21 protein-coding genes and 1 tRNA gene are annotated in these 23,033 nt (G+C 61.3%); 10 read left to right on the forward strand and 12 right to left on the reverse strand.

Going from position 1 to position 23,033, the window contains the following annotated elements:
* Window positions 1-60 precede the first annotated feature (60 nt).
* The 9 genes from atpD to VHX65_00480 all read right to left on the reverse strand — a co-directional run bounded on the left by atpD (window position 61) and on the right by VHX65_00480 (window position 7,764).
* Window positions 61-1,545, reverse strand: a complete 1,485-nt coding sequence (gene atpD / locus VHX65_00440) for a F0F1 ATP synthase subunit beta (protein HEX3997000.1) — start codon at window positions 1,543-1,545, stop codon at window positions 61-63.
* 55 nt (window positions 1,546-1,600) lie between these two features.
* On the reverse strand, window positions 1,601-2,554 hold the full coding sequence (gene atpG, locus VHX65_00445) for an ATP synthase F1 subunit gamma (protein HEX3997001.1): 954 nt from the start codon (window positions 2,552-2,554) through the stop codon (window positions 1,601-1,603).
* A gap of 116 nt (window positions 2,555-2,670) precedes the next feature.
* Complete coding sequence (gene atpA, locus VHX65_00450; GenBank protein HEX3997002.1) at window positions 2,671-4,209, reverse strand: F0F1 ATP synthase subunit alpha; 1,539 nt, start codon at window positions 4,207-4,209, stop codon at window positions 2,671-2,673.
* Window positions 4,160-4,825, reverse strand: coding sequence for an ATP synthase F1 subunit delta (atpH, locus tag VHX65_00455; GenBank protein HEX3997003.1), 666 nt, complete (start codon window positions 4,823-4,825; stop codon window positions 4,160-4,162). The genes atpA and atpH overlap by 50 nt, the downstream gene beginning before the upstream one ends.
* A 29-nt stretch (window positions 4,826-4,854) precedes the next feature.
* Window positions 4,855-5,541 (reverse strand): F0F1 ATP synthase subunit B, encoded by a 687-nt coding sequence (gene atpF / locus VHX65_00460; GenBank protein HEX3997004.1) that lies wholly within the window; start codon window positions 5,539-5,541, stop codon window positions 4,855-4,857.
* Between the two features lie 34 nt (window positions 5,542-5,575).
* Window positions 5,576-5,884, reverse strand: coding sequence for an ATP synthase F0 subunit C (gene atpE, locus VHX65_00465; GenBank protein ID HEX3997005.1), 309 nt, complete (start codon window positions 5,882-5,884; stop codon window positions 5,576-5,578).
* A gap of 153 nt (window positions 5,885-6,037) precedes the next feature.
* The gene (gene atpB, locus VHX65_00470; GenBank protein HEX3997006.1) at window positions 6,038-6,973 is read right to left on the reverse strand and encodes a F0F1 ATP synthase subunit A; all 936 of its coding nucleotides are present in this window, start codon (window positions 6,971-6,973) and stop codon (window positions 6,038-6,040) included.
* Entirely contained in the window at window positions 6,966-7,445 is a 480-nt protein-coding gene (locus tag VHX65_00475) for a hypothetical protein (protein HEX3997007.1), read from the reverse strand. The genes atpB and VHX65_00475 overlap by 8 nt, the downstream gene beginning before the upstream one ends.
* Before the next feature lie 25 nt (window positions 7,446-7,470).
* Window positions 7,471-7,764 carry an AtpZ/AtpI family protein gene (locus tag VHX65_00480; protein HEX3997008.1) on the reverse strand — a complete coding sequence of 98 codons (294 nt, stop codon included), beginning with the start codon at window positions 7,762-7,764 and terminating at the stop codon, window positions 7,471-7,473.
* A gap of 593 nt (window positions 7,765-8,357) precedes the next feature.
* On the opposite strand from VHX65_00480, the gene VHX65_00485 reads away from it, so the two are divergent.
* Both VHX65_00485 and VHX65_00490 read left to right on the forward strand, forming a co-directional pair.
* On the forward strand, window positions 8,358-9,794 hold the full coding sequence (locus VHX65_00485) for a DUF4912 domain-containing protein (protein ID HEX3997009.1): 1,437 nt from the start codon (window positions 8,358-8,360) through the stop codon (window positions 9,792-9,794).
* 228 nt (window positions 9,795-10,022) lie between these two features.
* Window positions 10,023-10,388 (forward strand): hypothetical protein, encoded by a 366-nt coding sequence (locus VHX65_00490; protein ID HEX3997010.1) that lies wholly within the window; start codon window positions 10,023-10,025, stop codon window positions 10,386-10,388.
* Window positions 10,389-10,672: 284 nt separating this feature from the next.
* Here the strand turns inward: VHX65_00490 and VHX65_00495 are convergent, their stop codons facing one another.
* Window positions 10,673-11,371: a class I SAM-dependent methyltransferase gene (locus VHX65_00495; GenBank protein HEX3997011.1), complete on the reverse strand. Its 699-nt coding sequence runs from the start codon at window positions 11,369-11,371 to the stop codon at window positions 10,673-10,675.
* A 670-nt stretch (window positions 11,372-12,041) separates the two neighbouring features.
* On the opposite strand from VHX65_00495, the gene VHX65_00500 reads away from it, so the two are divergent.
* From VHX65_00500 to mscL, 8 genes are all read left to right on the forward strand, one after another.
* On the forward strand, window positions 12,042-13,577 hold the full coding sequence (locus tag VHX65_00500) for a DEAD/DEAH box helicase (GenBank protein ID HEX3997012.1): 1,536 nt from the start codon (window positions 12,042-12,044) through the stop codon (window positions 13,575-13,577).
* Window positions 13,578-13,678: 101 nt separating this feature from the next.
* Window positions 13,679-13,752: transfer RNA gene (locus VHX65_00505), tRNA-Val, on the forward strand.
* A gap of 1,220 nt (window positions 13,753-14,972) precedes the next feature.
* Window positions 14,973-15,869 (forward strand): acetylglutamate kinase, encoded by an 897-nt coding sequence (gene argB, locus VHX65_00510; GenBank protein ID HEX3997013.1) that lies wholly within the window; start codon window positions 14,973-14,975, stop codon window positions 15,867-15,869.
* A 175-nt stretch (window positions 15,870-16,044) separates the two neighbouring features.
* Entirely contained in the window at window positions 16,045-17,259 is a 1,215-nt protein-coding gene (locus VHX65_00515; GenBank protein ID HEX3997014.1) for an aspartate aminotransferase family protein, read from the forward strand.
* Between the two features lie 244 nt (window positions 17,260-17,503).
* Window positions 17,504-18,424, forward strand: coding sequence for an ornithine carbamoyltransferase (argF, locus tag VHX65_00520; protein ID HEX3997015.1), 921 nt, complete (start codon window positions 17,504-17,506; stop codon window positions 18,422-18,424).
* Between the two features lie 124 nt (window positions 18,425-18,548).
* Complete coding sequence (gene rph / locus VHX65_00525) at window positions 18,549-19,289, forward strand: ribonuclease PH (GenBank protein ID HEX3997016.1); 741 nt, start codon at window positions 18,549-18,551, stop codon at window positions 19,287-19,289.
* Window positions 19,290-19,674: 385 nt separating this feature from the next.
* Window positions 19,675-20,001, forward strand: coding sequence for a PilZ domain-containing protein (locus tag VHX65_00530; GenBank protein HEX3997017.1), 327 nt, complete (start codon window positions 19,675-19,677; stop codon window positions 19,999-20,001).
* 62 nt (window positions 20,002-20,063) lie between these two features.
* On the forward strand, window positions 20,064-20,480 hold the full coding sequence (gene mscL, locus VHX65_00535) for a large-conductance mechanosensitive channel protein MscL (GenBank protein ID HEX3997018.1): 417 nt from the start codon (window positions 20,064-20,066) through the stop codon (window positions 20,478-20,480).
* A gap of 180 nt (window positions 20,481-20,660) precedes the next feature.
* On the opposite strand, the gene VHX65_00540 is transcribed toward mscL, so the two are convergent.
* Window positions 20,661-22,631: a cation acetate symporter gene (locus VHX65_00540; GenBank protein ID HEX3997019.1), complete on the reverse strand. Its 1,971-nt coding sequence runs from the start codon at window positions 22,629-22,631 to the stop codon at window positions 20,661-20,663.
* Window positions 22,632-22,691: 60 nt separating this feature from the next.
* The gene (locus VHX65_00545) at window positions 22,692-22,958 is read right to left on the reverse strand and encodes a DUF485 domain-containing protein (GenBank protein HEX3997020.1); all 267 of its coding nucleotides are present in this window, start codon (window positions 22,956-22,958) and stop codon (window positions 22,692-22,694) included.
* Window positions 22,959-23,033 lie beyond the last annotated feature (75 nt).

Here is a 23,033-nt window from a genome sequence, read left to right on the forward strand (position 1 = left end):
TGGGCTGGGAAGGGCGAGGGTGAGGGTGAGGGTGAGGGGACCGTGGGCGTGGCCAGGCGCTTACTTCTTTGCCGCTTCGGCTTGCTTCTTGGCTTGTTCTTCCGCTTGCTCGATCGGGCCGACGTACATGAAGGCGGTTTCGGGGAGGTGGTCCCACTTGCCGTCGGCGATTTCCTCGAAGCTGCGGATCGTGTCGGCGAGGCTGGTGATTTCGCCCGGCTTGCCCGTGAACACCTCGGCCACCAAGAAGGGTTGCGACAAAAATCGCTCCATGCGGCGAGCGCGATGCACGACCAACTTGTCTTCTTCGCTCAATTCGTCGACGCCGAGGATCGCAATGATGTCTTTCAACTCGCGGTAGCGCTGCAAGGTCCGCTGCACGCGCCGGGCAATTGCGTAATGGCGTTCGCCGACGTATTGCGGGTCCAAAATCCGGCTCGAGGAGGCCAGCGGATCGACGGCCGGATAGATGCCCTGTTCGGAAATCGATCGCTCCAAATAAAGGAACGCGTCGAGATTGCCGAAGGCCGTCGCGGGGGCCGGGTCGGTGGGGTCGTCGGCCGGAACATAGACGGCTTGCACCGAGGTGATGGCCCCCTTCGAGGTCGAGGCGATCCGTTCCTGCAGGGCTCCCATCTCCGTGCCCAACGTCGGCTGGTAACCGACGGCGCTCGGCATGCGGCCCAACAGAGCCGACACTTCGCTGCCGGCTTGCGAAAAACGGAAGATGTTGTCGACGAACAAGAGCGTGTCGGCACCGGTCGAATCGCGGAAATACTCGGCCATCGTGAGGGCCGAAAGGGCGACCCGCAATCGCGCGCCCGGCGGTTCGTTCATCTGGCCGAAGACCATCGTCGTTTGCTCGATGACGCTGCGGCCGGTGTCGCCGATCTTCGCTTCTTGCATTTCCAACCACAAATCGTTCCCCTCGCGGGTTCGCTCGCCGACGCCCGCGAACACGGAATAGCCGCCGTGAGCGCTGGCGATGCGGGCGATCAATTCCGTGAGAATAACCGTCTTGCCCAATCCGGCCCCGCCGAACAGCCCTGCCTTGCCGCCGCGGACGAACGGCGTCAGTAGGTCGATCACCTTGATGCCCGTCTCGAACAACTCGGTCTTGGTCGATAGGTCGGTCAGCGGGGGCGAATCGCGATGGATGGGCCAGTAGTCGTCGGCGGCGACCGGACCACGGCCGTCGATCGGTTCGCCGATCAGATTGAACACCCGGCCGAGCGTGGCCTTGCCGACCGGCACCTTGACCGGAGCGCCGGTGTCGGCGCATTCCTGGCCGCGGACCATGCCATCGGTGCTGCCGAGCGCGACGCACCGCACGCGGCTGCCGCCGAGATGCTGCTGCACTTCGCCGACGAGATTCAGCTTCACGCCCTTGTTGTCGGAGACAATTTTGACGGCGTTGTAGATTGCCGGCAGGTGGTCTTCCGGAAATTCGGCGTCAAACGTCGAACCGATCACTTGCGTGACGTGTCCGACGGCGGTCTTGGCGGTCGAATGCGAAGCGGGAGATGCGTGTGTTGCAGTTGCCATTAGTGCTTGCGGGTGAGTGTGTGATCGACGCTGGGTTGATGATGTAAGTTTGTTTTTATCCTTTGAGTGCTTCCACGCCGCCGAGGACTTCCATGATCTCGCCGGTGATCTGGCTTTGCCGGGCTCGATTATAGGCCCGGCCGAGGTTCTTGATCATGGCGTCGGCATTTTCCGTGGCTGCTTTCATGGCGACCATGCGCGCGATTTGCTCGCTCACCGCCGCGTCGAGAAAGCATTTGAACAACTTTACTTTGAAACTGGTCGGTACGACTTCTTCCAGGATGCTCTCGGCCGACGGCAAGAATTCATACTGCGACTGGCCGGCGCCTGTTTGCGCGGAAGCGTGTTCCCCTTTATGGTCGGCCTTGTGATCTGTCGGCTTCGCGCCGTTCTTCGACTTGGCGGCATCGTCGGCAGCCGCCATTAGCGAACCGAGGGGCAATAGCGTTTCCACGACCGCGGCTTGCTTGCTGATGCTCGTAAACTGCATGTAGGCCACGTCGAGCCGATCCAGCTTGCCGGTGACATATTCTTCCAAATACCGATTCGCCAACACCTCGACTTCGGCGAACGTCACCCGGTCTTCGAAGTGCGTGTATTTTTCGACCGGCGTCAGTCCGCGATAGCGAAACGCCGAAATTCCGCGTTTGCCCGATATTTCGAGTTGCACCTTCGGCACCGCGGCGGTCAGCTCTTGCCAACGGGCCACCGCGGTGCGAACGACGTTGCCGTTGTATCCGCCGCACAGGCCTCGATTGGCGGTGAGCACCAGCAGGATCGCCCGCTCGGTCTTCTCGCGCCCCTTCAACAGCGGATGGCTGACTTCCAAGCCGCTGTTGGCCAGATCGGAAACGAGCTGCGTGATGCGCCGGGTGTAGGCCGTGGCGGCATGGGCGCGATCCATGGCTTTCTTGAAACGCGCAGTGGCGATCAGCTCCATCGTCCGCGTGATCTTGCGGATGTTGCGGATCGACTTGCGTCGTTTATCAAGCGCTCGTGCCTTGGCCATGCGGAAGAAGGGTGAGGGTTAGGGTGAGGGGTCAGGACGCGCAAGCGGACGGCATCGATCCGTTCTCCTATTTATCTTTCTCGTCTCCGCTGCCTTTGCGTGAGAATGCTTCGTTCTCACGCCTTCGCCGTTTCTGCCGTCTTTTGTTTACCCGCGAATTGGGCCTTGAATTCGCCAATGGCTTTCACCAGCTCGGCCATCGTGGCGTCGTCGAGATCTTTGGTTTCGATGATTTTCTTCCGAATCTCGGCGTGCTGGTCGTGGATAAACGTCAAGAAATCTTGTTCCCATTCGGCCACCTTCGGCCGGGGCACGTCGTCGAGATAGCCGCGCGTGCCGGCGAAAATGATCAATACCTGATCGACCGTTTCCATCGGCTTGTATTGCCCCTGCTTGAGCAACTCGACCATTCGATAACCGCGGTCGAGCCGCAATTGCGTGGCCGCGTCGAGTTCGGTCCCGAGCTGGGCGAACGCTTCCAACTCGCGGAACGACGCCAAGTCGAGGCGCAAACCGCCAGCCACCTTCTTCATCGCTTTGATCTGGGCGGCGCCACCGACGCGGGAGACCGAAATACCGACGTTCATGGCAGGCCGCTGGCCGCGGAAGAACAAGTCGGGCTGCAGATAAATCTGGCCATCGGTGATCGAAATCACGTTTGTCGGAATATAGGCCGACACTTCGCCTTCCAACGTTTCGATGATCGGCAGCGAAGTGAGCGAGCCGCTGCCGAGCTCTTTGCTTAATTTTGCCGATCGTTCGAGCAGCCGGCTATGGGCATAGAACACATCGCCCGGATAGGCCTCGCGCCCCGGCGGGCGCCGCATCAGGAGCGACAACTGGCGATAGGCCTGGGCCTGGCGGGAAAGATCGTCGTAGACGATCAGGGCATGCCCGCCGTTGTACATGAAGTGCTCGGCCATCGCGGTGCCGGCATACGGAGCGACATATTGCAGCGGAGCCGGATCGCTGGCCCCGGCCACGACGACCGTGGTGAAATCCATCGCCCCGTGGTTGCGCAGAGCTTCGATTACCGTGGCCACGGTCGATTCTTTCTGCCCGATGGCGACGTAGAAGCACTTTACGCCCGAGTTCTTTTGATTGATGATCGCGTCGACGCCGATGGCCGTCTTGCCGGTTTTGCGGTCGCCGATGATCAGTTCGCGCTGGCCACGGCCGATGGGCGTCATCGAGTCGATCGCCTTGATGCCGGTTTGCAGCGGCTCGCGGACCGGTTGCCGCTGGGAAATGCTTGGGGCGTTGAATTCGACGGCCCGGCGCTGGCTGGTGACGATCGGGCCTTTGCCATCGAGCGGATTGCCGAGCGGATCGACCACCCGGCCGACGACCGCATCGCCGACCGGCACGCTCAGCAGCCGCCCGGTGCTCTTGACTTGCTCCCCTTCGGCGATCTGCAGATAGTCGCCGAGGATGATCACGCCGACGGAGCTTTCTTCGAGATTGAACGCCAAGCCGGTGGTGCCATTGGCGAATTCGACCATTTCGCCAGACATTACGCCCGACAGGCCGTAGACGCGCGCAATCCCGTCGCCGACCTCCAAGACCTGCCCGACCTCGCGGACATCGATCTGGGAATCGTAGTGCTCAATTTCCTGTTGGAGAACTGAAGCGATCTCGTCGGCTTTGAATTTCATGGACGCTCCTGTCGATCATCTGCTGGCGAAATTGTTCGAGGCGGGTGGCGATCGAGCCGTCGTACACCGTGTCGCCGACGCGCATCATGATGCCGCCGATCAACTCGGGCCGCACTTGCACTTCCAAAATCGGCGTTCGGCCGAACATCGTGCGCACCGATTCGGCGATGCGGCTCTGCAGCTCGTCGCTCAACGGGCTGGCCGTGGCCACTTCGACCCGCACCACCCGCCGCTCGTCATCCAAGAGATCTTGAGCGACGTGGTGAATCGAGCGAAGGATGCCGAGCCGGCCGTGGACGGCAAGCGTTTTGAGAAAATTCAACAGCGTCGGGCTGGTCCGGCCTTTCAACAGCCGATCCACCAGATCGGCTTTCTTTTCGTCGGGCACCAGGGCCGAGGTAAACAGCTCTTCCAAATGCGGCAGCTTGTCGAGCACTTCGGTGACGAAGCTATCCAACTCCGACAGGGTCGCTTCCACCTTGCCGTCCGACGCTGCCGTGCCCTTGGCGCCGGTGGCATCGAGCAGGGCCTGCGCGTAAAGCGTGGCCAACTGCTGGTTGGCAACGTCGACCGCTTGGCGTGCGCCGAGCTTCGTGCTGGAGGCGGATTGGAACACGGAGGAAGGGTGGGGGTGAGGGTGCGGGATCAGTTAGCGCTGGGGCCGTTGCGGGTGAATTGGCTTACGGCTTCTTGCACCAGCCGGGCGTGGTCGGATGGCTTGAGTTGGGCTTGCACGATTTTGCCGGCCAACCCGACCGCCATGTTCGTGCTCCGCTCGGACAATTCTTTGAGGGCTTGGTCCATCGCGGTGCGCACTTCGCGCTGGCCACGCTGTTGCTCGAGGTGGGCCGCTTCCTTGGCCTCGGCGATGATTTCCTGCTTGGTGGCTTCGGCATCGCGGCGGGCTTCTTCGAGCATCGCCCGCACTTCGTTGGCCGCATTGGCCAGCTTCTTTTCATACTCGGCCAGATACTGCTTCGCTTCGTCGTAGGATCGCTGGGCGGCGGCGATATTGTCGGCGATGCCTTGCTCGCGCTTCTGCAACCCGGCAACGATCGGCCCCCAGGCGAATTTCGTCAAAATCAACAGCAGCACGATAAAGACGACGAACGTCCAAATCGCCATGTCGGTGCGGAACTCTTCCGGACCGGGCGTGGTCTTCGGCTCGACAGCTCCTTCGGCATCCTCCATCTTGCCGTCTTGCGCGGAAGCAGCGCCGGCCGGCTCGGCGGCGGCATGGGCCACGGGCGCACTCCAAGCGGTCGCGACGCCGACGAAAATGGCGGCGCAAACGGCAATCAGCCCAAACCGAAAATGATTGGCAGCAAACACGGTCGCTCCCGGCAAATGGTGCGAAAGAAGCTGGTTATTTCCACGGGTTCTGCGTCATGCAGATGTAGAGCGCGAAAAACGTATAACCTTCGATCAACGCCGCCGCGATCAGCAAACCGGTGAAGATATTGCCCGCCACCTCCGGCTGCCGAGCCATGCTTTCCAAACCGCTGCCGGCAAGCTTTCCGATGCCGATTCCGGAGCCGATCGCGACAAGCCCAGCGCCGATGGCGCCGGTGAATACATACGAGGTGGTGTTTCCGCCGGGGCCCTGGGCCATCACTGGCGAAACAATCAACAGCAGGCCGAACGCGATCAGCAGAATCTGAATGCACTTGGTCACGGGAATGCTCTCCTTTTCAAAAACCGGTTTCAACTGTGGGCTTTTCGATAAATATGGGCGGCTCGGAAATTCGAACCCAGGGAAGGCCGCCGGCACACGCTCAAACAGCTCGTGGGCGGCCTTCCCTGGGCTTGGGGCCGCCGAAAAAAGTCGCTAATGCTTGTGAATCGATGCGCCGATAAACAATGCCGACAAAAACACGAACACATACGCCTGCAAGAACGCCACGAATAGCTCAAGGCAGCTCAACAACACCGATCCAATGATCGCAATCACGGTGACCGTGCCCCACTGAAACGAACTGGCCGCAGCGCCCGCGGCGATCAAGCCAAGAATCCCCAGCAACACCAAGTGGCCGGCGACCATATTGGCCAACAAACGCACGCCGAGCACCGCATGGCGGATCAGCGTGCCCAAAATCTCCAAAACAAAGATCAGCGGCCAAATGATGATCAGAATCGGCCAGGGCATCTCCATGTGCGGAACGAAGTGCGTGAGCCAACCGATGGGGCCAAGCTTGTAGACGCCCATCAGCACCCCGGTTGCTAACGTCACCACCGCCAACGCGAGCGTGACACTGGCCGAACCAGTCGGCGAACCCGCCCACGGGACAAGCCCCATCAAATTGCAGCCGAGAATGAAAAAAAACAGTGTCCATAGCAGCGGCACGAACCGATCCGCATCGTGTTCGCCGATCGAGGGCCGAGCCACTTCGTCGCGCAAATAGACCAAAAACGCTTCGAGCAAGTTCCAAATCGTGCCGCGCGGCCGATCGCCGTTGCGAGCTCGCGACGCCAGCCTTGTGAACACGAAAACGAGTACCACGGCGACGAATAGCTCGATCACCATGAATTTCGAAACACAAAGTCCGCTGCCCGGCTGATAGAGGGTTCGCGGCGTGCCGAAGAATTGCGGGATGAGCACCTTGCCCGCCATGGCATCGTTGAACTGATGGACGTTCACGATTTCCGGGTGTTCGGCCCGGACGTATTCTGGAACCTCGGATAGCTTCGTCCAATGATGATGCCAAAGGCTTTTTGGCACCTGAAAGAAATAGCCGTCCTTGATGTGCAGCAGCGGCTCAGCCATGCGTCGCGCTCCCTTCGGCCGGGGCCGATCGGGCGCAAACCGCTTGCGGGGCCGTTCGCATCAAGGCCACCGAGAGACACGTCTCGATCGCCAGCGTTACCAGGTAGAACACGACCAACTGGCCGGCCAAACCGGCTTCGGCAAGCCGTCCGCCCTGCATCGTCGCCGCGGCGATGATCCCCAATGGAATCGTCATCCGCACGAGCATGCCGAGCATCGCGCCGGCCATCGGCGAACCACGCATCCGCAGCACGTGCAGCAACACGAGCGACACCATTGCCCCGATCCAGCAGATTGCTGCCGCCAGGGCGCTGACGGCCCAAGTCGAGCGGTCGGCGAGATTCGTCGTCACGATCGCATCGACCATCCAGGCGGCGGCGAGCAGCCCGCTCAAAATCGCGCACGCCCCGGCGAGGCCAAACGCTCGGCTTCGGCTCGCAGGCGGCTTTATAACTGGCAGCGGGTCACTCACGCGTCGAATTCCTTCGGTAATCTTCTCAGTGTTCTTTTGGGTGTTCGTCCCCGGATCGGTCCGTTTCGCCGGGGGGCGATTTTCGCGTCGGACTGGTCTTCTTGCGATCCGCGGCCGTCATGGCCAATAGATGGACAATCCCGATCCCGATGCCTACCGCAAATCCGAGCAGGGCGAACAACGGTTTGACATGCAACCGGTCGTCGAGCCAGATCCCGCCCAGCCCAAACACCACCATCTCAATGCCGACCACGGTCAGCCGAGCGACCCATTCCGCCGCCATGCCGATTGGCGAGGAGTCGTTTGGCTTCGGTGGCACGGCTCACCGCTGCGGGTGGAATCGGATGTGCGTCGACCGCTTGATTGGTGTGCGGCTCTTTTGCAGAGGAGGGAGCCGCGCACGAAGAAAGCGGAATGATCGCTGCCCCGTCCAAGGCGCGAAAAGTAGGTGCCGCTCAAGTGTTAAACCAAGGTGGGGCTCAATCTAACGGACGATTTTGGCGCCGTCAACGAGTCGCCGCCGGAATTTGTGATTTTTTTCACAAATCAGTATTCGTTGATGAATCAGAATTTTCTCCTGCGACGCAACTTTCGCCCCCCCAATGTTTTGGAACTCCAGAACCACGCCTGCCCGCAATCCGTCGCCCCGCCGAAAGTTGCGTTTTGCAAGGCAAATGGTTAGACTGGACCGAGTGGGTGGTAGAGGCGGACCCAAACGCCTACGGACTACCCCCAAGCGGGGGCGCGGGCGTTCGACAATCCCAACGAGAACACTCTCCTCGGCATGGATGCTTTGAGGACGGTCAATCGCGTAACTCAATCCCACAGTCAGGGACGACTCCCGAAGCGAAACGTTGCCTGCGCCCCCCCTTCCCGGTGGCCACGCGGGCACAGCGGAGGAAGCCCTGATTTATGACCGCTACCACCCTGCGAAGCTACACGCTCAAAGACCTCGGCCAACTGGCCAAACGACGTGGAGTCAACGGCTGGCACTCCATGCGCAAAGACCAGTTGGTCACGGCCATCTTGCGGGTTAAGAAACCGAAGCCGGTCGCCAAGGCGGCGCCGGTCAAGAAGACATCTGCTTCTGTCCGCGGGATCGCGGCGGCAAAGAGCGCTGCTCAAAGCCGCAACGGAGCTCGAGTTCGTGTCGCAGGCTCGTCACGAGCGGCGGCTGTATCCCGCAGCGGCACATTGGCCCATGTCGGTGCCGCACGCCGCAACGGTGTGGCTGTTCATAATGGCGTTGCCAAGCGCGGTGGCGTCGCGGGGCGCAGTAGCGTCGCGGGGCGCGGTAGCGTCGCCAAGCGTAACGGCGTCGCGGGGCGCAACGGGGCAACGGTCAACGGCCGGTCGTCGGCCAGCCATTCCGCAGCGAGCCATTCCGCAGCGAGCCATTCCGCAGCGAGCCACGCAGCAGCCCTGCGGCGCGACACTTCGCGGCGGCTTGCCGAACGGGCACAAGTCGCTCATCGAATCGAGCAAGCCAAGCTCCGCCTGAGCCGATCGAAGAATCTGGCCTTCGAGCAAGCCCAAGGCAAGGCGGCAGCGCCGACCAAAGATCGGCTGGTGGTCATGGTGCGGGGGCCGTTCTGGCTGCATGCCTATTGGGAGCTCACGCCGCAAGGAATCGTTCGAGCCCAGGCCGCATTGGGGCAAGAATGGCACGGGGCCCAGCCGATGCTGCGGGTTTTGGTTGTAACCTCGGGAACGGCAACGACCACGTCGGAGCGCGTGCTGCGCGAGATTCCGATCCACGGCGGTGTGCAGAACTGGTATGTCGATGTGCAATCGCCGCCGCGAACGTATCGGCTCGAAATCGGCTATTTGACCGCCAGCGGAAAGTTCCACTCGTTGGCCCGCAGCAATGTCGTGAGCACGCCTGCCGGCGCCGCCACCGACACGCTCGATGCGCATTGGGACGACGTTTTGGGAGATTGCGACAAGGTTTATGCCATGAGCGGCGGTTTCGCTAGCGAAGGATCTACCGAATTGCAAGAGTTGTTCGAGGAACGGCTGCACCGTCCGATGGGCAATGGCAATGGCAATCAGTTTGGCGCCGGTGCGGAATGCCTTGCCCCGCGGATGAAAGAGTTGCGGTTCCAAGTCGATGCAGAAATGGTGATCCACGGCACGACGCAAGCCGATGCCCGGGTAACGCTGCAAGGCGAGCCGCTGAAATTGCGTGCCGATGGCAGCTTTTCCGTTCGGGTCGATCTGCCCAATCGCCGGCAAGTGATTCCCTTGGTGGCTAGCACCAAAGACGGCGCTGAACAGCGAACGATCGTTCTGGCCGTCGAGCGAAATACGAAAGTGATGGAACCGCTGACGCGCGATTCCGGCGACTAGGCCACCATCGACGAATGCCTAAGGACGAAATGCCTCAAGGATGACGAATGACAAAGGCCTAATGGCAGTTGTGGGCCACGTGTTGGCTCCTTCCCATTCGTGCTTCGTCATTCTTTAGACATCGTCATTCGTGCTTCGTCATTTCTCGCCGGCCGTTGGGCACGAAAGCTGCTCTAGTTGAGCCGTTGGCCAATTCATCGTTCGTTCTCCGCACAGGAGGTGGGTTTCATGGCAAATCATACCCGGTCGGCCCATGCCGATCCGCTCAAGCGCCGTCTCCATTGGCCGTTTCTCAATGCCCAGGCGGTATTGGGTGTGCCGCTCGTGTTTCAGGACGACGAGCATGCCGACACCTTTACCGACTATTTTGCCGCGGCCATCGACGAACTCGATAAGGTTCTTGCCGCTTCCGGCGCGGCTCCGGCCGGCGCGATCCGCCAATGGATGATGCAACTCACGCCGGAGCAACAGCAGCATTTGATTCTCGGCCTCTATTCTGGTCCGGTGCCTGATTTCATCGCTTCGGCCGGCAAGGTGCTCGAATCACACAAGACGCACTATGGCGAAAAGGAGCCGCCGACCGAAGGGCGCTGAGCAGAAAACCCATCAGGCTTGAGAGAGCCCATCAGGCTTGAGAGAGCCCATGGCTTGAGAAATGTTCTGTCGCGGCGGCGGCCGATCGCAGTTGCGTTCGTGGCGCGCCGCAGCCCGCCAATCGAATATCGTTTCGTTTGCGGACGACGGTCAACAAACGGCACACGAAAGCCAACTCGCGCAGAGGCGCGGATCCGCGGAGAGACCAGTGGATCGAAGTGGCGAAGACACATTAGCCCGCAGCGCAAGCAAGGAAGAAAGAAAAACCGCTTGGAATTGCGGCGTTATTTCCGCATGCTCCACGTCCAATGCCGATCACTCGTGGCCTGTACGGTTGCGGACGGACACTCCAGTGTTTCGACAAGCATGCGAATTTCCTCCAGGCTGAGCGCGGCACGGAGCGATGCATCGAACAAGGCTCGTTGGCGTTCGTTGGCTCCGGCGGCATACGTCTCGACCAAATAGCCGACCGTTGCGTCGTCGGCCGGGCGGAGCAAATCGCGCACGAAAACCAACCCGCCGCGGCGAACCACGCGCAGCGCCTCAGCCAGCACGCTGCGCGGCTCGGGAATATGATGCACGATGCTGTTGGAAATCACGGCGGCAAACGAGCCGTCGGCATACGGCAGCCGCTTGCCATCGACGCGCTCGAGCCGAATCCGAGTCTGCATCCCGGCCCGATCGACATTTGCCCGGCCCAATTTCAGCATCTCTTCAGCCAGATCGATGGCCACGACCTGCACGCCGCGGTTCCGCCGACAAAGCTCGACCGGAATCAGCGCCGTGCCGGTGCCGAGATCGAGCATCTCTGTTGCCGCGGCGCTCGGAGCTCCGGCCAAAGAGAGGAACAGCCCCGCGTTTGCCGCCGCTTGCAAAAGATCCTCGACGAACGCGCGATTCACGGTCGAATGGTCCATCGAGTCGTAATCGCGCGCTTCCTCGGCCGAATCCATCACCTCCGGTTCAAGAATGCGAGCAAGCATGGCAAACTTAATCGTCGCTGTCGTTGATTGTCGCCGAACGAGGCCATCGATCGCGGCGCCGATCGGCGCACCTTGCCGATCGAGCCGTCTCAGGCCCACCAACCGCTGCAATGCCGCGAACGCGAAATGGAATTCTGATTTTCGGCAATTTACCGCTGGCACAATTCTTGAAGAAACTTTGCCGAGGTCGTCCTCGTCCAATCCCTCCGCACAACCGCCGCCTTCGCTTGCGGGCCCCTCGCCCTTCGCCCCTCGCCGCTCGCCCCTAATCGCTCGCTCCTTTCCTCTTCCAGCCTAGACTTTCCGCACTGCGTCTGCTATAGTTTGACCAGTTCGATCCTCTAGGCACATGGCCATTGGATTACTGCCAGGTCCAATGGCCTTCAAGTACGGACGCAAATTTGCGTCCCTCGCCTTCGGTCCTGGGAAAGCTCCCAAGAGACCGGCCAGCCTTTGAAAAAGGGGACTGGCTCCGAGCCGCGTATTGGCTCACAGGCTGTTTTGCGTTGTTCCAGTGCCTGTCCCCTTTTTCAAACCCCCCACGCAATACCGCCAACGTCGCGAGCGGTAAGCCGTCGCCGAGTTCTTGAAAACTCGGCCGTAGCGGCAGAGCGTCGGAATTCGCTTTGAATTCCGCTACGTGCGACAGAATTTTTTTTAGGAAGTCAGAATGAGTTTTGATGTGTTCGGGCTGGCGCAGCCCATCTTGCGCGCCGTTGCTGCCGAAGGCTACACCACGCCGACGCCGATCCAATCGCAGGCCATCCCGCATGTGATCGCCGGCCGCGACCTGTTGGGCTGCGCCCAAACAGGCACCGGCAAGACCGCCGCCTTCGCGCTACCCATATTGCACCGCTTGCTGCAATCCGCCCCGGCTCCGGCCGCCGCGCACGCAACCGGCCCCACCGGCCATCACGCGGGCCAAGCCGGCGATTCCCGCAAGCAGGGCCATGCCTCGCGCAGCCATTCGACGCGCAGCCGCCGCAAGATTCGCACGCTCGTGCTTTCGCCGACCCGCGAATTGGCCGCCCAAATCGGCGAAAGCTTCGCCGCCTACGGCCGGCACACGGGGCTGCACCACACGGTCGTATTCGGCGGCGTGAATCAACGCCCGCAAGTGCGCGATTTGCAGCGCGGCGTTGACACGCTGGTCGCCACGCCCGGCCGGCTGTTGGACTTGATCAACCAGGGATTCATTGATCTGGGCACGGTCGAGATTTTTGTGCTCGACGAAGCCGATCGGATGCTCGACATGGGCTTCATGCCCGACGTTCGCCGCATCATCAGCCGCCTGCCGCAAAAACGGCAGACGCTGTTTTTCTCCGCCACGATGCCGCCGGAAATCGAGCGGCTGGCCGACGCGATCTTGCACGCGCCCGAGCGCGTGCGCATCGCTCCGGTGAAGGAAACCGCGGCCCTCGTCGAACATTCGGTTTATTTCGTGCCCAAGGCCGCCAAGCCGCAATTGCTCACCGCCCTGCTGTCGCAATCGGCGATCACTCGGGCCTTGGTCTTCATGCGCACCAAGCATTCCGCCGACCGCGTCGCCCGGCAATTGAACCGCGCGGGCGTTGGGGCCGAAGCGATCCACGGCAACAAAAGCCAGGCCGCTCGGCTGCGAACGCTGGCCAATTTCAAGTCGAATCGGCTGCGAGTGCTCGTGGCCACGGATCTGGCGGCTCGCGGCATCGACGTCGACGGCATTTCGCACGTGTTCAACTTCGATTTGCCGCACGAACCGGAAACGTATGTCCACCGCATCGGCCGCACCGGGCGGGCCGGAGCGACGGGCAGTGCCGTGTCGTTCTGTGCCGGCGACGAACGGAAGCAACTCATGCACATCCAACGCCTGATCGGCCAGCGGTTGACGGTCGAAAAATCAATGCCCGAGGGGATGGCAGCGATTGCTGATAGTTCGCAGCAACAAGAGCCCCAGGATGACGATGCAAGGGGCCACGACTCAGCCAACAGAAGCCATCAGGCGGCGAGCGGCGAAAAGCATTCCGCTCATAGCGCCGGTGGTGGATCCCATTCTAACGGCCGCAATGGCGTCTATTCCGGCGAGCGGCGAAGCGGCGGCTACGGCGGCCGCAGCCGTGCCAGCAGTGGCCGAGGGACATCAGGCCGTAAGCCGAATGGCGGGCATGCCGGCGGCTACCGCGGCGGTAAAAGCCACAAACGCGCGAAATCGGCTGCGGGAAGTTGATTGCAGCAGCCTGTTCCGGCCCCGGCTGCGGCTCTTGACGGACCCGCGAACGGAAGTCACATTTACAGATCGGCCAAACCGCATTGGGCTTGGCCTTCTGCGGGCGATTAGCTCAGTTGGTTAGAGCACCAGCTCGACAAGCTGGGGGTCACAAGTTCGAGTCTTGTATCGCCCATGCCCCCGTTTTGCGGGTTGTCGCTTTTATTCGCCGACCTAGCAAAGCCGGGGCTTTTTCATGCGCGGTGTTCGGCTCATGCGCTCCCCACTACGCTCCGCACATAAATGGAACGTCCTGCGGCGTGCGTCCCTCGCTAACGCTTCGGGCTACAATGCAATCGCCGGTGGCACACCGGTTCCCTTCTCCCCCTTCGCGGGAGAGGGGCTAGGGGTGAGGGGGCGTTCGCCGGTGTGCCGCTGGCCAGCGCAGTCGGCCAGTGCGAGCGCCGCTTGAGTTCGCACATAAATGGAACGTCCAGCGGCGTGCTCCCTCGCTAACGCTTCGGGCTACAATGCAATCGCCGGTGATTCGTACCTCAAAGTCTCGCAGTCTCAAAGTCTCACAGCCTCCCGAAGCGGCGTTGCACTGGGTTGGCATTCGCATAAAGCCGTCTTAATCCGCACTGTGAATGGGCCATAAAAAGCTTTGCTATGCATCGATTCATGGCAAGCTTTTTATTACGCATTCGGGCTCGGCACACTCCGTGTGCCGTCTGCGCTTCGCGGTGGGTTGGGCACAGAGCGGGGCAGACGGCACACGGAGTGTGCCTGCTACGTTGGGTGCGGCCTTACGGCCGCGCGCTACGCGGCTTTGATTTCGACGGCGATATTTCCCGGCAATGCCATCGCGCCGATCGCGTTGCGGGCGACGATGAATTTCGAATAAGGCACCAACGTAGCAGGCACACTCCGTGTGCCGTCTGCGCTCCGCGGCGGGTTGCGCACAAAGCGGGGCAGACGGCACACGGAGTGTGCCTGCTACGTTGGGTGCGGCCTTACGGCCGCGTGCTACGCGGCTTTGATTTCGACGGGGATATTTTCCCGGCAATGCGCCGGCGCTGACCGTGCTGCGGGCGATGATGAATTTGTCGAGGACGAAGGCGTCAACGTAGCAGGCACACTCCGTGTGCCGTCTGCGTTCCGCGGCGGGTTGGGCACAGAGCGGGGCAGACGGCACACGGAGTGTGCTTGCTACTTTAGTTGCGGCCAAAGGCTGCGCTGTGTGCCGTCTGCGCTCTGCGGTGGGTGGCACACAGACCGAGGCCCCTTGAAAACGGTTTTCAGCCACTGGCCGGCTCTCCGCCATGTTGACACCCCCCTTGGACGCCTTAAAATAGCGTGTTTCCTCCGGCCGCGGGCGCGATGCTCCGCGGCGTTTGATTTTTGAGGGACCGCGGCTTGGCCGACACCACCCAACAACGTGCCATTCACAAAGCCGACGTGCTCATCGAGGCCCTCGGCTGGATCCGCCGGTTCCGCGATAAGGTGACGGTCATCAAAATCGGCGGCAGCGTGATGGAGTCCGAAGCCGCCCTCGGCCACCTGCTGCTCGACATCGTGTTCATGGAAACCGTCGGCATGCGGGTCGTGCTCGTGCATGGCGGCGGGGCAGCCATCAGCCGGGCCATGGATGCCGCCGGTCTTCAGCCCCGCTTCATCCAAGGCCGCCGCTATACCGACGACGCCACGCGCGACATCGTCGAGCAAATCCTGGCCTACGAAACGAATGAAAACCTTGCCGCCAAAATCGAAGAATTCGGCGGCCGGGCCATGCCGCTCAATTTCCGTACAACCAACGTGCTCTTCGGCGAACGGATGACGCTCGAAGGGCCGGGCGGCGCGCCGATCGATCTGGGGCACGTCGGCCGGGTGACGCGCGTCGACCGCACGACGATCGACAATCTTTCGTATGCCGGCACCGTGCCCGTGATTCCATCGATGTGTCTTGGCCCCGACGGCGGCAAGCTGAATGTGAATGGCGACACGGCCGCCACGGCCGTGGCCCAAGCGCTCGGGGCCGAAAAGCTCGTATTTCTCAGCGACGTCAACGGCGTGCGGCTCAAGAAAGACGATCCCTCGACGCTCGTGCATTCGCTCACCGCACGGCAAGCTCGCGAACTGATCGGCAACGGGGCGATCGAATCGGGCATGATTCCGAAAGTCGAGGGTTGCTTGGAAACGCTCGACAAAGGCGTCCGCAAGATCCACATCATCGACGGCCGCCTGCGGCATTCGCTGATGCTCGAAATTTACACCAACCAAGGCGTGGGAACGGAAATGGTTCGCGATGAGTGAGACAGGGATCAGAGGCCAGGGGTCAGGGGCTAGGGGTCAGGGGCCAGATGACGCGCAAGCGGATGGATAAGAAACTCGGTTCGAAACCTGTGCCCTATTGGTCCAATCGTAATCACTCCTGCTGCTTTCTGGCCCCTGGCCCCTGACCTCTGACCCCTTGCCTCAGGATTTTCCTATGGCCACTGCGACTGGGATGACGACGGCGGAAACGCTCGAATTGTTCAACAAATATGTCGTGCCGAACTACACACGATATCCGATCGTGCTCGTGCGCGGCGAAGGCTCATATGTGTGGGACAACGAAGGGAATCGCTATCTCGATTTCTTTCCCGGCTGGGGCTGCAATCTGCTCGGGCATTGTCCCGAGCCGGTGGTGCGGGCCGTGCAGCAGCAAGTGGCGACGTTGATCCATGTGCCCAACACTTGGCACACCGAGGCGCAAGGGCTGTGGGCGCAGGCGCTGTCGGAGCGAAGTTTTGGCGGAAAGGCGTTCTTTTGCAATTCGGGGGCCGAGGCCAATGAAGCCGCGATCAAGCTGGTTCGCCTGCATTCGCCGAAAGAACGGTACAAGATCATCACGTTTCGCGGCGGTTTCCACGGCCGCACGTATGGCGCCACTACCGCGACGGCGCAGCCGAAATATCACGAAGGCATCGGCCCGCTCTTGGCCGGCTTTCAATATGCCCCGTTTGGCGATTTGGGTGCCGTGGCGAAGCTGATCGATCGCGAAACGGCCGCGATCATGGTCGAGCCGGTGCAAGGGGAAGGGGGCGTGCAGATTCCACCCGACGGCTTCTTGCAAGGCCTGCGCAAATTGGCCGACGATCACAAACTGCTGTTGGTGTTCGACGAAGTGCAAACCGGCTGCGGGCGCACGGGCGAATGGTTTGCCTATCAACATTTCGGCGTGACGCCCGACATCATGACGCTGGCCAAGGCCGTTTGCGGCGGCATCGCCGGCGCCGCGATGCTCACGACCGCCGAAATCGCCCCCAGCCTGCGGCCCGGCATGCATGCGGCCACGTTCGGCGGCAACCCGATCGCCGCCCGAGCCGGGCTGGCAGCCATCGAAATGATCGAGCAAGAGAACTTGTTGCAACAGGCCCAGCAGATCGGCGAGGTGTTTCGCTCGCGGCTCGGCGAATTGCGAGCCCAATGCGACATCCTGCGCGACGTCAGGGTTTTGGGTGTGATGATCGGCATTGAATTGGCCGTCGAAGGCGCGCCGTTGGTCAAGGCGTGCCTAGAGCGGCGGTTGCTGATCAATTGCACGCAGGGAACCGTGATCCGGCTGTTGCCGGCCATGAATCTCACGGTGCAACAAGCACACGACGGCTGCGACATCCTGGCCGAGACAATCAAGGAGCTGGCCGCCGGAGCCAGACACTAGCCCGAAGCGTCAGCGAGGACGGCGACATGTCGCCCTGGAGATCGGGCCGCGCGGCGGCGCTTCCTCGCTGACGCTTCGGGATAATATGGGAGCGGCGGCGCTTCCTCGCTGACGCTTCGGGCTAATATGGGAGCGGCGGCGATTCCTCGCTGACGCTTCGGGATAATATGGCAGATGCCCGAAGTGGTCGCGAGGAAAGCATGGATGGTTTACGATCGATTTTAGTCGCTTTTGAAATGTCTTCATGCGTCATTTAATCACCGTCACCGATTTCTCGGCATCCGAGATCGAGCAGGTTTTCGCAATCACCGAAGATCTGAAGTCGAAATATCAGCAGGGATTGCGCGAGCCGCTCTTGCCGGGTCGGGTGATGGCGCTGCTGTTCGAAAAGCCGTCGCTGCGAACGCGGGTCAGCTTCGAAACGGCGATGGTCCATCTGGGCGGGGGCAGCCTTTTTCTGGGCGACGACGCGGGCTTCGGCGCTCGTGAAAGCATCGCCGATTTTGCCCGGGCGCTGAGTCAATATGTCGACGTGATCGTGGTTCGCGCCAAGCGGCATGCGACCGTGGTCGAGTTGGCCGATTATTGCACGTGCTCGGTGATCAACGGCCTGACCGACCATTCGCATCCCTGCCAGGCGCTGGCGGATTTGTACACGTTGCAAGAACTGGTCGGCCCCTTGGCCGGCCATACGTTGGCCTATGTCGGCGACGCGAACAACGTGGCGTATAGCTTGCTCGAAGGATGCGCGCTTTTGGGAATGCGATTGGTGATGGCGACGCCGGAACAATATCGCTTCAGCGACGAGGCGATCAAAGAGTTGACCGCGTCGTTGCCGCGTTTGCAACTGCAAGTGACCGATGATCCCTACGCGGCGGTGCGCACGGCGACGGCGATTTACACGGATGTTTGGACCAGCATGGGCCAGGAATCGGAAAGCCAACATCGTCGGGCGCATTTCGTCGACTACCAAGTCAACGGAGATTTGATGGCCCATGCCCCCGGCGCGTTTTTCATGCATTGCCTTCCTGCCCATCGTGGCGAGGAAGTGACCGACGAAGTGATCGACGGACCGCAAAGCATCGTCGTGCAGCAGGCAGGCAACCGGATGCACGTGCAGAAAGGCATTTTGGCGTGGCTGCTCAGCCGAGCAGGCGACGATTGACGGCGAGCGCAAATCCACGCGTGCGCCCGTAGACAAGCAATAGCCGACGCGCGAAACCGCAAGCGAGCTTCGTCTCGTAAGTTATCCTGGCCCCTGACCCCCGACCTCTGCCCCTCGCTCTTCCATGCGACTCGACAACCGTGCAGCCGACGAACTCCGGCCGATTCGCATCACGCGGCGGTTCACCCGCACTTCGCCGGGAAGCGTGTTAATTCAAGCCGGCGGCACGACCGTGCTTTGCACGGCCAGCATCGACACGAAGCTTCCCGAATGGATGGCCGGCCAGGGACGCGGCTGGCTCACCGCCGAATACAACATGATGCCCGGCAGCACCTCGCCGCGAAAGCGCCGCGATCGCGACGGAAAAGTCGACGGCCGCACCACCGAAATTCAGCGCCTCATCGGCCGTAGTCTGCGGGCGATCATCGATCTCGACGCGATCGGCGAACGGCTAATTACCCTCGATTGCGATGTGTTGGAAGCCGACGGCGGAACCCGAACCGCCAGCATTACCGGAGCATTCATTGCCTTGGTCGACGCACTGGCGACAATCGAATTGCCCGATCCGAGCCACCGACCATTTTCGACAAATGTTGCCGCGGTCAGCGTCGGGCTCGTCGAGGGCGAGCCGCTCTTGGATCTGGACTATCGCGAAGACGCCGCGGCCGCGGTCGATATGAACATCGTGATGACCGGGGCCGATCGATTTGTCGAACTGCAAGGGAGCGGCGAAGAGGCAACTTTTTCGGAAGAAGAGTTGCGGCAGCTTGTCGCCCTGGGGCGCCGCGGCATCGAGCGAATCACGGCGATCCAACGCGAATCACTCGGGCCTCTCTGGCCCGGCGATCCGGCCGAAAAAATCTAGTCGCACGGGGCCACCCTCGCCTCCCACCGCGGTCAAGTTCCGTCTTTTCGATTTGGGCGGATTGTCGTGGCGGCGCCGCAAGCAAGCCGATGGCATTTTTGCCCATTTCGGGGGCACCCTGGCGTAGTTTACCGATAGAAAATTCTATACAACGTAGCAGGCAAGTTCCGTGTGCCGTCTGCGCTTCGCGGCGGGTTGCGCACAGAGCGGGGCAGACGGCACACGGAGTGTGCCTGCTACGATTGAGCCGTCGCCGCGCGTCGCAAAGATTTCGCATGTTCGTTTCTTACCAAAGTCCACCTCCGAGAATTGCGGGGTAAGAATGACTCTGGTTCAATTCGATCGCGGGGCATTGGTGCTGCCCCCGAAAGCGGTGTTGGATTTCTTGGCGAAACTGGATTCTCACGAACCCGGCGGCCCCGAGCGCCGCAGTTCCAGACGAAAAAATGCCGTGCTGGAGGTCGCAGTCGTGCCGGTCGGCGAGGATCTGAAGCAAAACGACGAATGTTTCCTCGCAATTTCCAAAGATATTTCGGCCTCGGGAATGTCTCTCATCCATACCCGAGCCATCACCTCGGGCAGCGTCGTGGTGGAGCTTTCCAACCGCGACAATCACTCGCTGCAACTGTTGGCCTGTGTGATCCGTTGCCAGGCGATCCATCGCTTCTACGAAATCGGCCTGCGGTTCATCACCCGCCTGGCAGGCAATTAGGTCTCTCGCCCTCCGCTCGAAACCGCGACACCCCGCCGTCAATTCAACATAAGGACGCAAGCATGGGAATGATCAAAGAGTTCAAAGAATTTGCCATGAAAGGCAACGTGGTCGACATGGCGGTCGGAATCGTCATCGGAGCCGCGTTTGGCAAGATCGTCACGTCGTTTGTCAGCGACGTGATCATGCCGCCGCTTGGGCTGCTATTGGGGCACGTCGATTTCTCCGGTCTGATGCTCACCTTGCGCGAAGCGCACGACAAGACGCCGGCCGTCATGTTGCGCTACGGCCTGTTCATCAACACGATCGTCGATTTTACGATCGTGGCGTTCGCCGTGTTCATCGTCATCAAGCAGGTGAACCGGCTGAAGCGCAGCGACGCCCCGCCGCCGCCATCAACGAAGGACTGCCCCTTCTGCCAGGAAAAGATTCCGGTGAAAGCGACCCGCTGCGGCCATTGCACGAGCGAGCTACGCTAGGGGCGAGGGGGGGCTAGGGACGAGGGGCTAGGGGCGAGAGGCGAGAGGCGAGAGGCGAGGGACGAGAGGCGAGATGCGAGAGGCGAGTAAGGGAGCGGGGCATCGGTCGGCGCTAAAGATCGCTGGCTTGACATTCGCGGCGGGTAAATTTGGCGGACAATCGCTTGCAGCGCGTCGTTCTCACTCGTCCCTCGTCCCTCGTCCCTCGCCCCTTCTCGGCTCGCCCCTTCCTGCCGTCATCAGCGACACCACCACCAGCGTCAGGAACCCGAGGGGCACGGTGACCAGCGCCGGTTGCGAAAAGGGAATGAACGACAGCTTCGGATCGATGTGGTACACGTCTTTGTAGCAATCCGCCGACAATAGAATCCACGCCAGCGACGACACGAGTCCGACTGTGATCGCCGCGGCAATTCCTTTCGCGGTCGTCCGTCTCCAGAAAAGCAGCATCACCAGCGCGGGCAAGTTGGCCGAAGCCGCAATGTTGAACGCCCAGCCGACGAGAAACGCCACGTTGAAATTCTTGAACAGAATGCCGAGCACCATCGCCAGAATGCCCAGGGCGATCGCCGCGAATTTGCCATAGAGCACTTGCTTGTGGTCGTCCATCTTGACACGGAACAGGTTCGCCATCAGATCATGGGCGACCGCTCCCGCCCCGGCCATGATCAAGCCCGAGACCGTGCCGAGCACGGTGGTAAAGGCGATCGCCGAGATCACGGCAAATAGCGTGTTCGAGAACGAGCGGGCCAACAGCGGCGCCGCCATGTTGGCGTCGGTCGGATCGAGCGCGCCGGAGGTCATGGCCCCCAGGCCGAGAATCAACGTGAGCACATAAAACACGCCGATCGCTCCGATGCCGACGATTGTCGATTTCCGCGCGCTGTCCTGATCTTTCACCGTGTAGTAGCGGATCAGGATGTGCGGCAATCCCGCCGTGCCGCAGAACAGGGCCAGCATCAGCGAGAGGAAATTGAGCTTCTTGGACAGATCGTTCGAGCGGACGCCGGCGAATTTCGCCGATGCGCCGGGCGTCAGCAGATCGGAGCCCTTGCGAGGCGATTGATAGTAAACGGTGGTGATGTGCCCGTCCGCATCTTCGATCGCTTCCTTCGGCCAGGTGACAATGGTCGAATCGCCGAGCGTCGTGAGAAAGGCCGTGGGACTGAGCGGACCCGTGCTCGACTTATCGCCGGGCAAGGCCGAAATCGTTCCGACCGAATGCAAGTCGTTTTCGGGCGACTGCGGCAGGCCATTGACGAGCGTCTGGCCGTCTTTACTGCTCACCGTCTGAGCCAGGGCAAGCTGGTTCCAATCCGCCGGCGTCCATTGCGCCATGTCGACCGGCAGTTTTCCGACGAAATCTTTCGGCGCCGACGCGACGGCACGGTAGGTTAGCACCCGGTCCGTTGGCGTTTGAATTCGCACATAGGGTTTTGCTTTCCACTCTCCCGATGGCGCGATGAGCCGCGAGCCGGCCGGCACATGCTCGGCCGCCGTCGTTCCCGGCGGCAGCGGCGCGGCGGGAGCCACGGATAGGCCGCGATTCAAGATCATCACCACCAGCACGAAGCAAAAAATCACCAGCAGCGAACCCTTGATGAACTGCACCCACGTGGTCGAAACCATCCCTGCCGTCACGACGATCAGCGTCACGGTCACGCCGACAATCAACACGCCCGACCAATGCGGCAAGCCCAACAGCGGCGTCACCAGTGCCCCCGCTCCGACCATCTGCGGAATCAGGTAGAAGATCGACACCACGAGGGTCGAGATCGCGGCCGTGAGCTTGATGCCGGGCGAATCGAAGGCCGAATCGAGCGCGTCGGCAAACGTGAATTTGCCCAATCGCTTGATCGGCTCGGCAATCACGAATAGGGCGACGATCCAGCCGGCGAGAAAACCGATCGAATACAGAAACCCGTCGTAGCCCGAGAACGCGATCATCCCGCAGATGCCGAGAAACGACGCGGCCGACAGATAATCGCCGGCGAACGCCACGCCGTTCACGGCCCAATGAATTCCGCCGTGAGCCGCGTAATACCCGCGCGATGATCGGGCGCGGCGCCCCAAATAAAACGACAATCCCAACACCACCGCCACGAAGAACAGAAAAATGCCGATGGCGATGGGCGATGTCGTGTAAAGCATAGATCGTTCAAATGCCTAATGACGGAGCTCGAATGAATGCCCAGAATCGCGATCGCCGCATCAGTGCGGCGAATCGGGCGATTTGGAGACAAGCGAATAGATAAACGCCAGCACCAGCGCGGCGACGATCAGGCCGATCCCATAAACGATCGCCAAATTCAAGCCGGCGATCGCGGTCGGCTTCGCCATTTGATCGGGCGCGAACGCCGCCAGGATCATGAAGCCCACGTACAGCGCCACGTAGACCGCGAAGAGAACGAGGCCCCAGCGCGCATTGTGGCGGTCGATGGGCGTTTGCACGGCCGGTGCGTGGCTCGGTTGCGACATCTTTCACCCCTACGAGACGTCGCTTGCAGATGAGAAGCCGAAGCGGCAAGCGAATTTGAACATCCTAGCCACGCT

It is taken from the genome of Pirellulales bacterium (assembly GCA_036267355.1).
GTDB lineage: Bacteria > Planctomycetota > Planctomycetia > Pirellulales > DATAWG01 > DATAWG01.

What these genes read in the sequence shown, in the direction of transcription:
- atpA (HEX3997002.1), bottom strand. Translation starts at nt 4,209, where the DNA reads ATGAAATTCAAAGCCGACGAGATCGCTTCAGTTCTCCAACAGGAAATT.
- VHX65_00490 (HEX3997010.1), top strand. Translation starts at nt 10,023, where the DNA reads ATGGCAAATCATACCCGGTCGGCCCATGCCGATCCGCTCAAGCGCCGT.
- VHX65_00545 (HEX3997020.1), bottom strand. Translation starts at nt 22,958, where the DNA reads ATGTCGCAACCGAGCCACGCACCGGCCGTGCAAACGCCCATCGACCGC.
- atpB (HEX3997006.1), bottom strand. Translation starts at nt 6,973, where the DNA reads ATGGCTGAGCCGCTGCTGCACATCAAGGACGGCTATTTCTTTCAGGTG.
- VHX65_00485 (HEX3997009.1), top strand. Translation starts at nt 8,358, where the DNA reads ATGACCGCTACCACCCTGCGAAGCTACACGCTCAAAGACCTCGGCCAA.
- VHX65_00515 (HEX3997014.1), top strand. Translation starts at nt 16,045, where the DNA reads ATGGCCACTGCGACTGGGATGACGACGGCGGAAACGCTCGAATTGTTC.
- mscL (HEX3997018.1), top strand. Translation starts at nt 20,064, where the DNA reads ATGGGAATGATCAAAGAGTTCAAAGAATTTGCCATGAAAGGCAACGTG.
- atpD (HEX3997000.1), bottom strand. Translation starts at nt 1,545, where the DNA reads ATGGCAACTGCAACACACGCATCTCCCGCTTCGCATTCGACCGCCAAG.
- VHX65_00500 (HEX3997012.1), top strand. Translation starts at nt 12,042, where the DNA reads ATGAGTTTTGATGTGTTCGGGCTGGCGCAGCCCATCTTGCGCGCCGTT.
- argF (HEX3997015.1), top strand. Translation starts at nt 17,504, where the DNA reads ATGCGTCATTTAATCACCGTCACCGATTTCTCGGCATCCGAGATCGAG.
- VHX65_00495 (HEX3997011.1), bottom strand. Translation starts at nt 11,371, where the DNA reads ATGCTTGCTCGCATTCTTGAACCGGAGGTGATGGATTCGGCCGAGGAA.
- atpG (HEX3997001.1), bottom strand. Translation starts at nt 2,554, where the DNA reads ATGGCCAAGGCACGAGCGCTTGATAAACGACGCAAGTCGATCCGCAAC.
- VHX65_00540 (HEX3997019.1), bottom strand. Translation starts at nt 22,631, where the DNA reads ATGCTTTACACGACATCGCCCATCGCCATCGGCATTTTTCTGTTCTTC.
- rph (HEX3997016.1), top strand. Translation starts at nt 18,549, where the DNA reads ATGCGACTCGACAACCGTGCAGCCGACGAACTCCGGCCGATTCGCATC.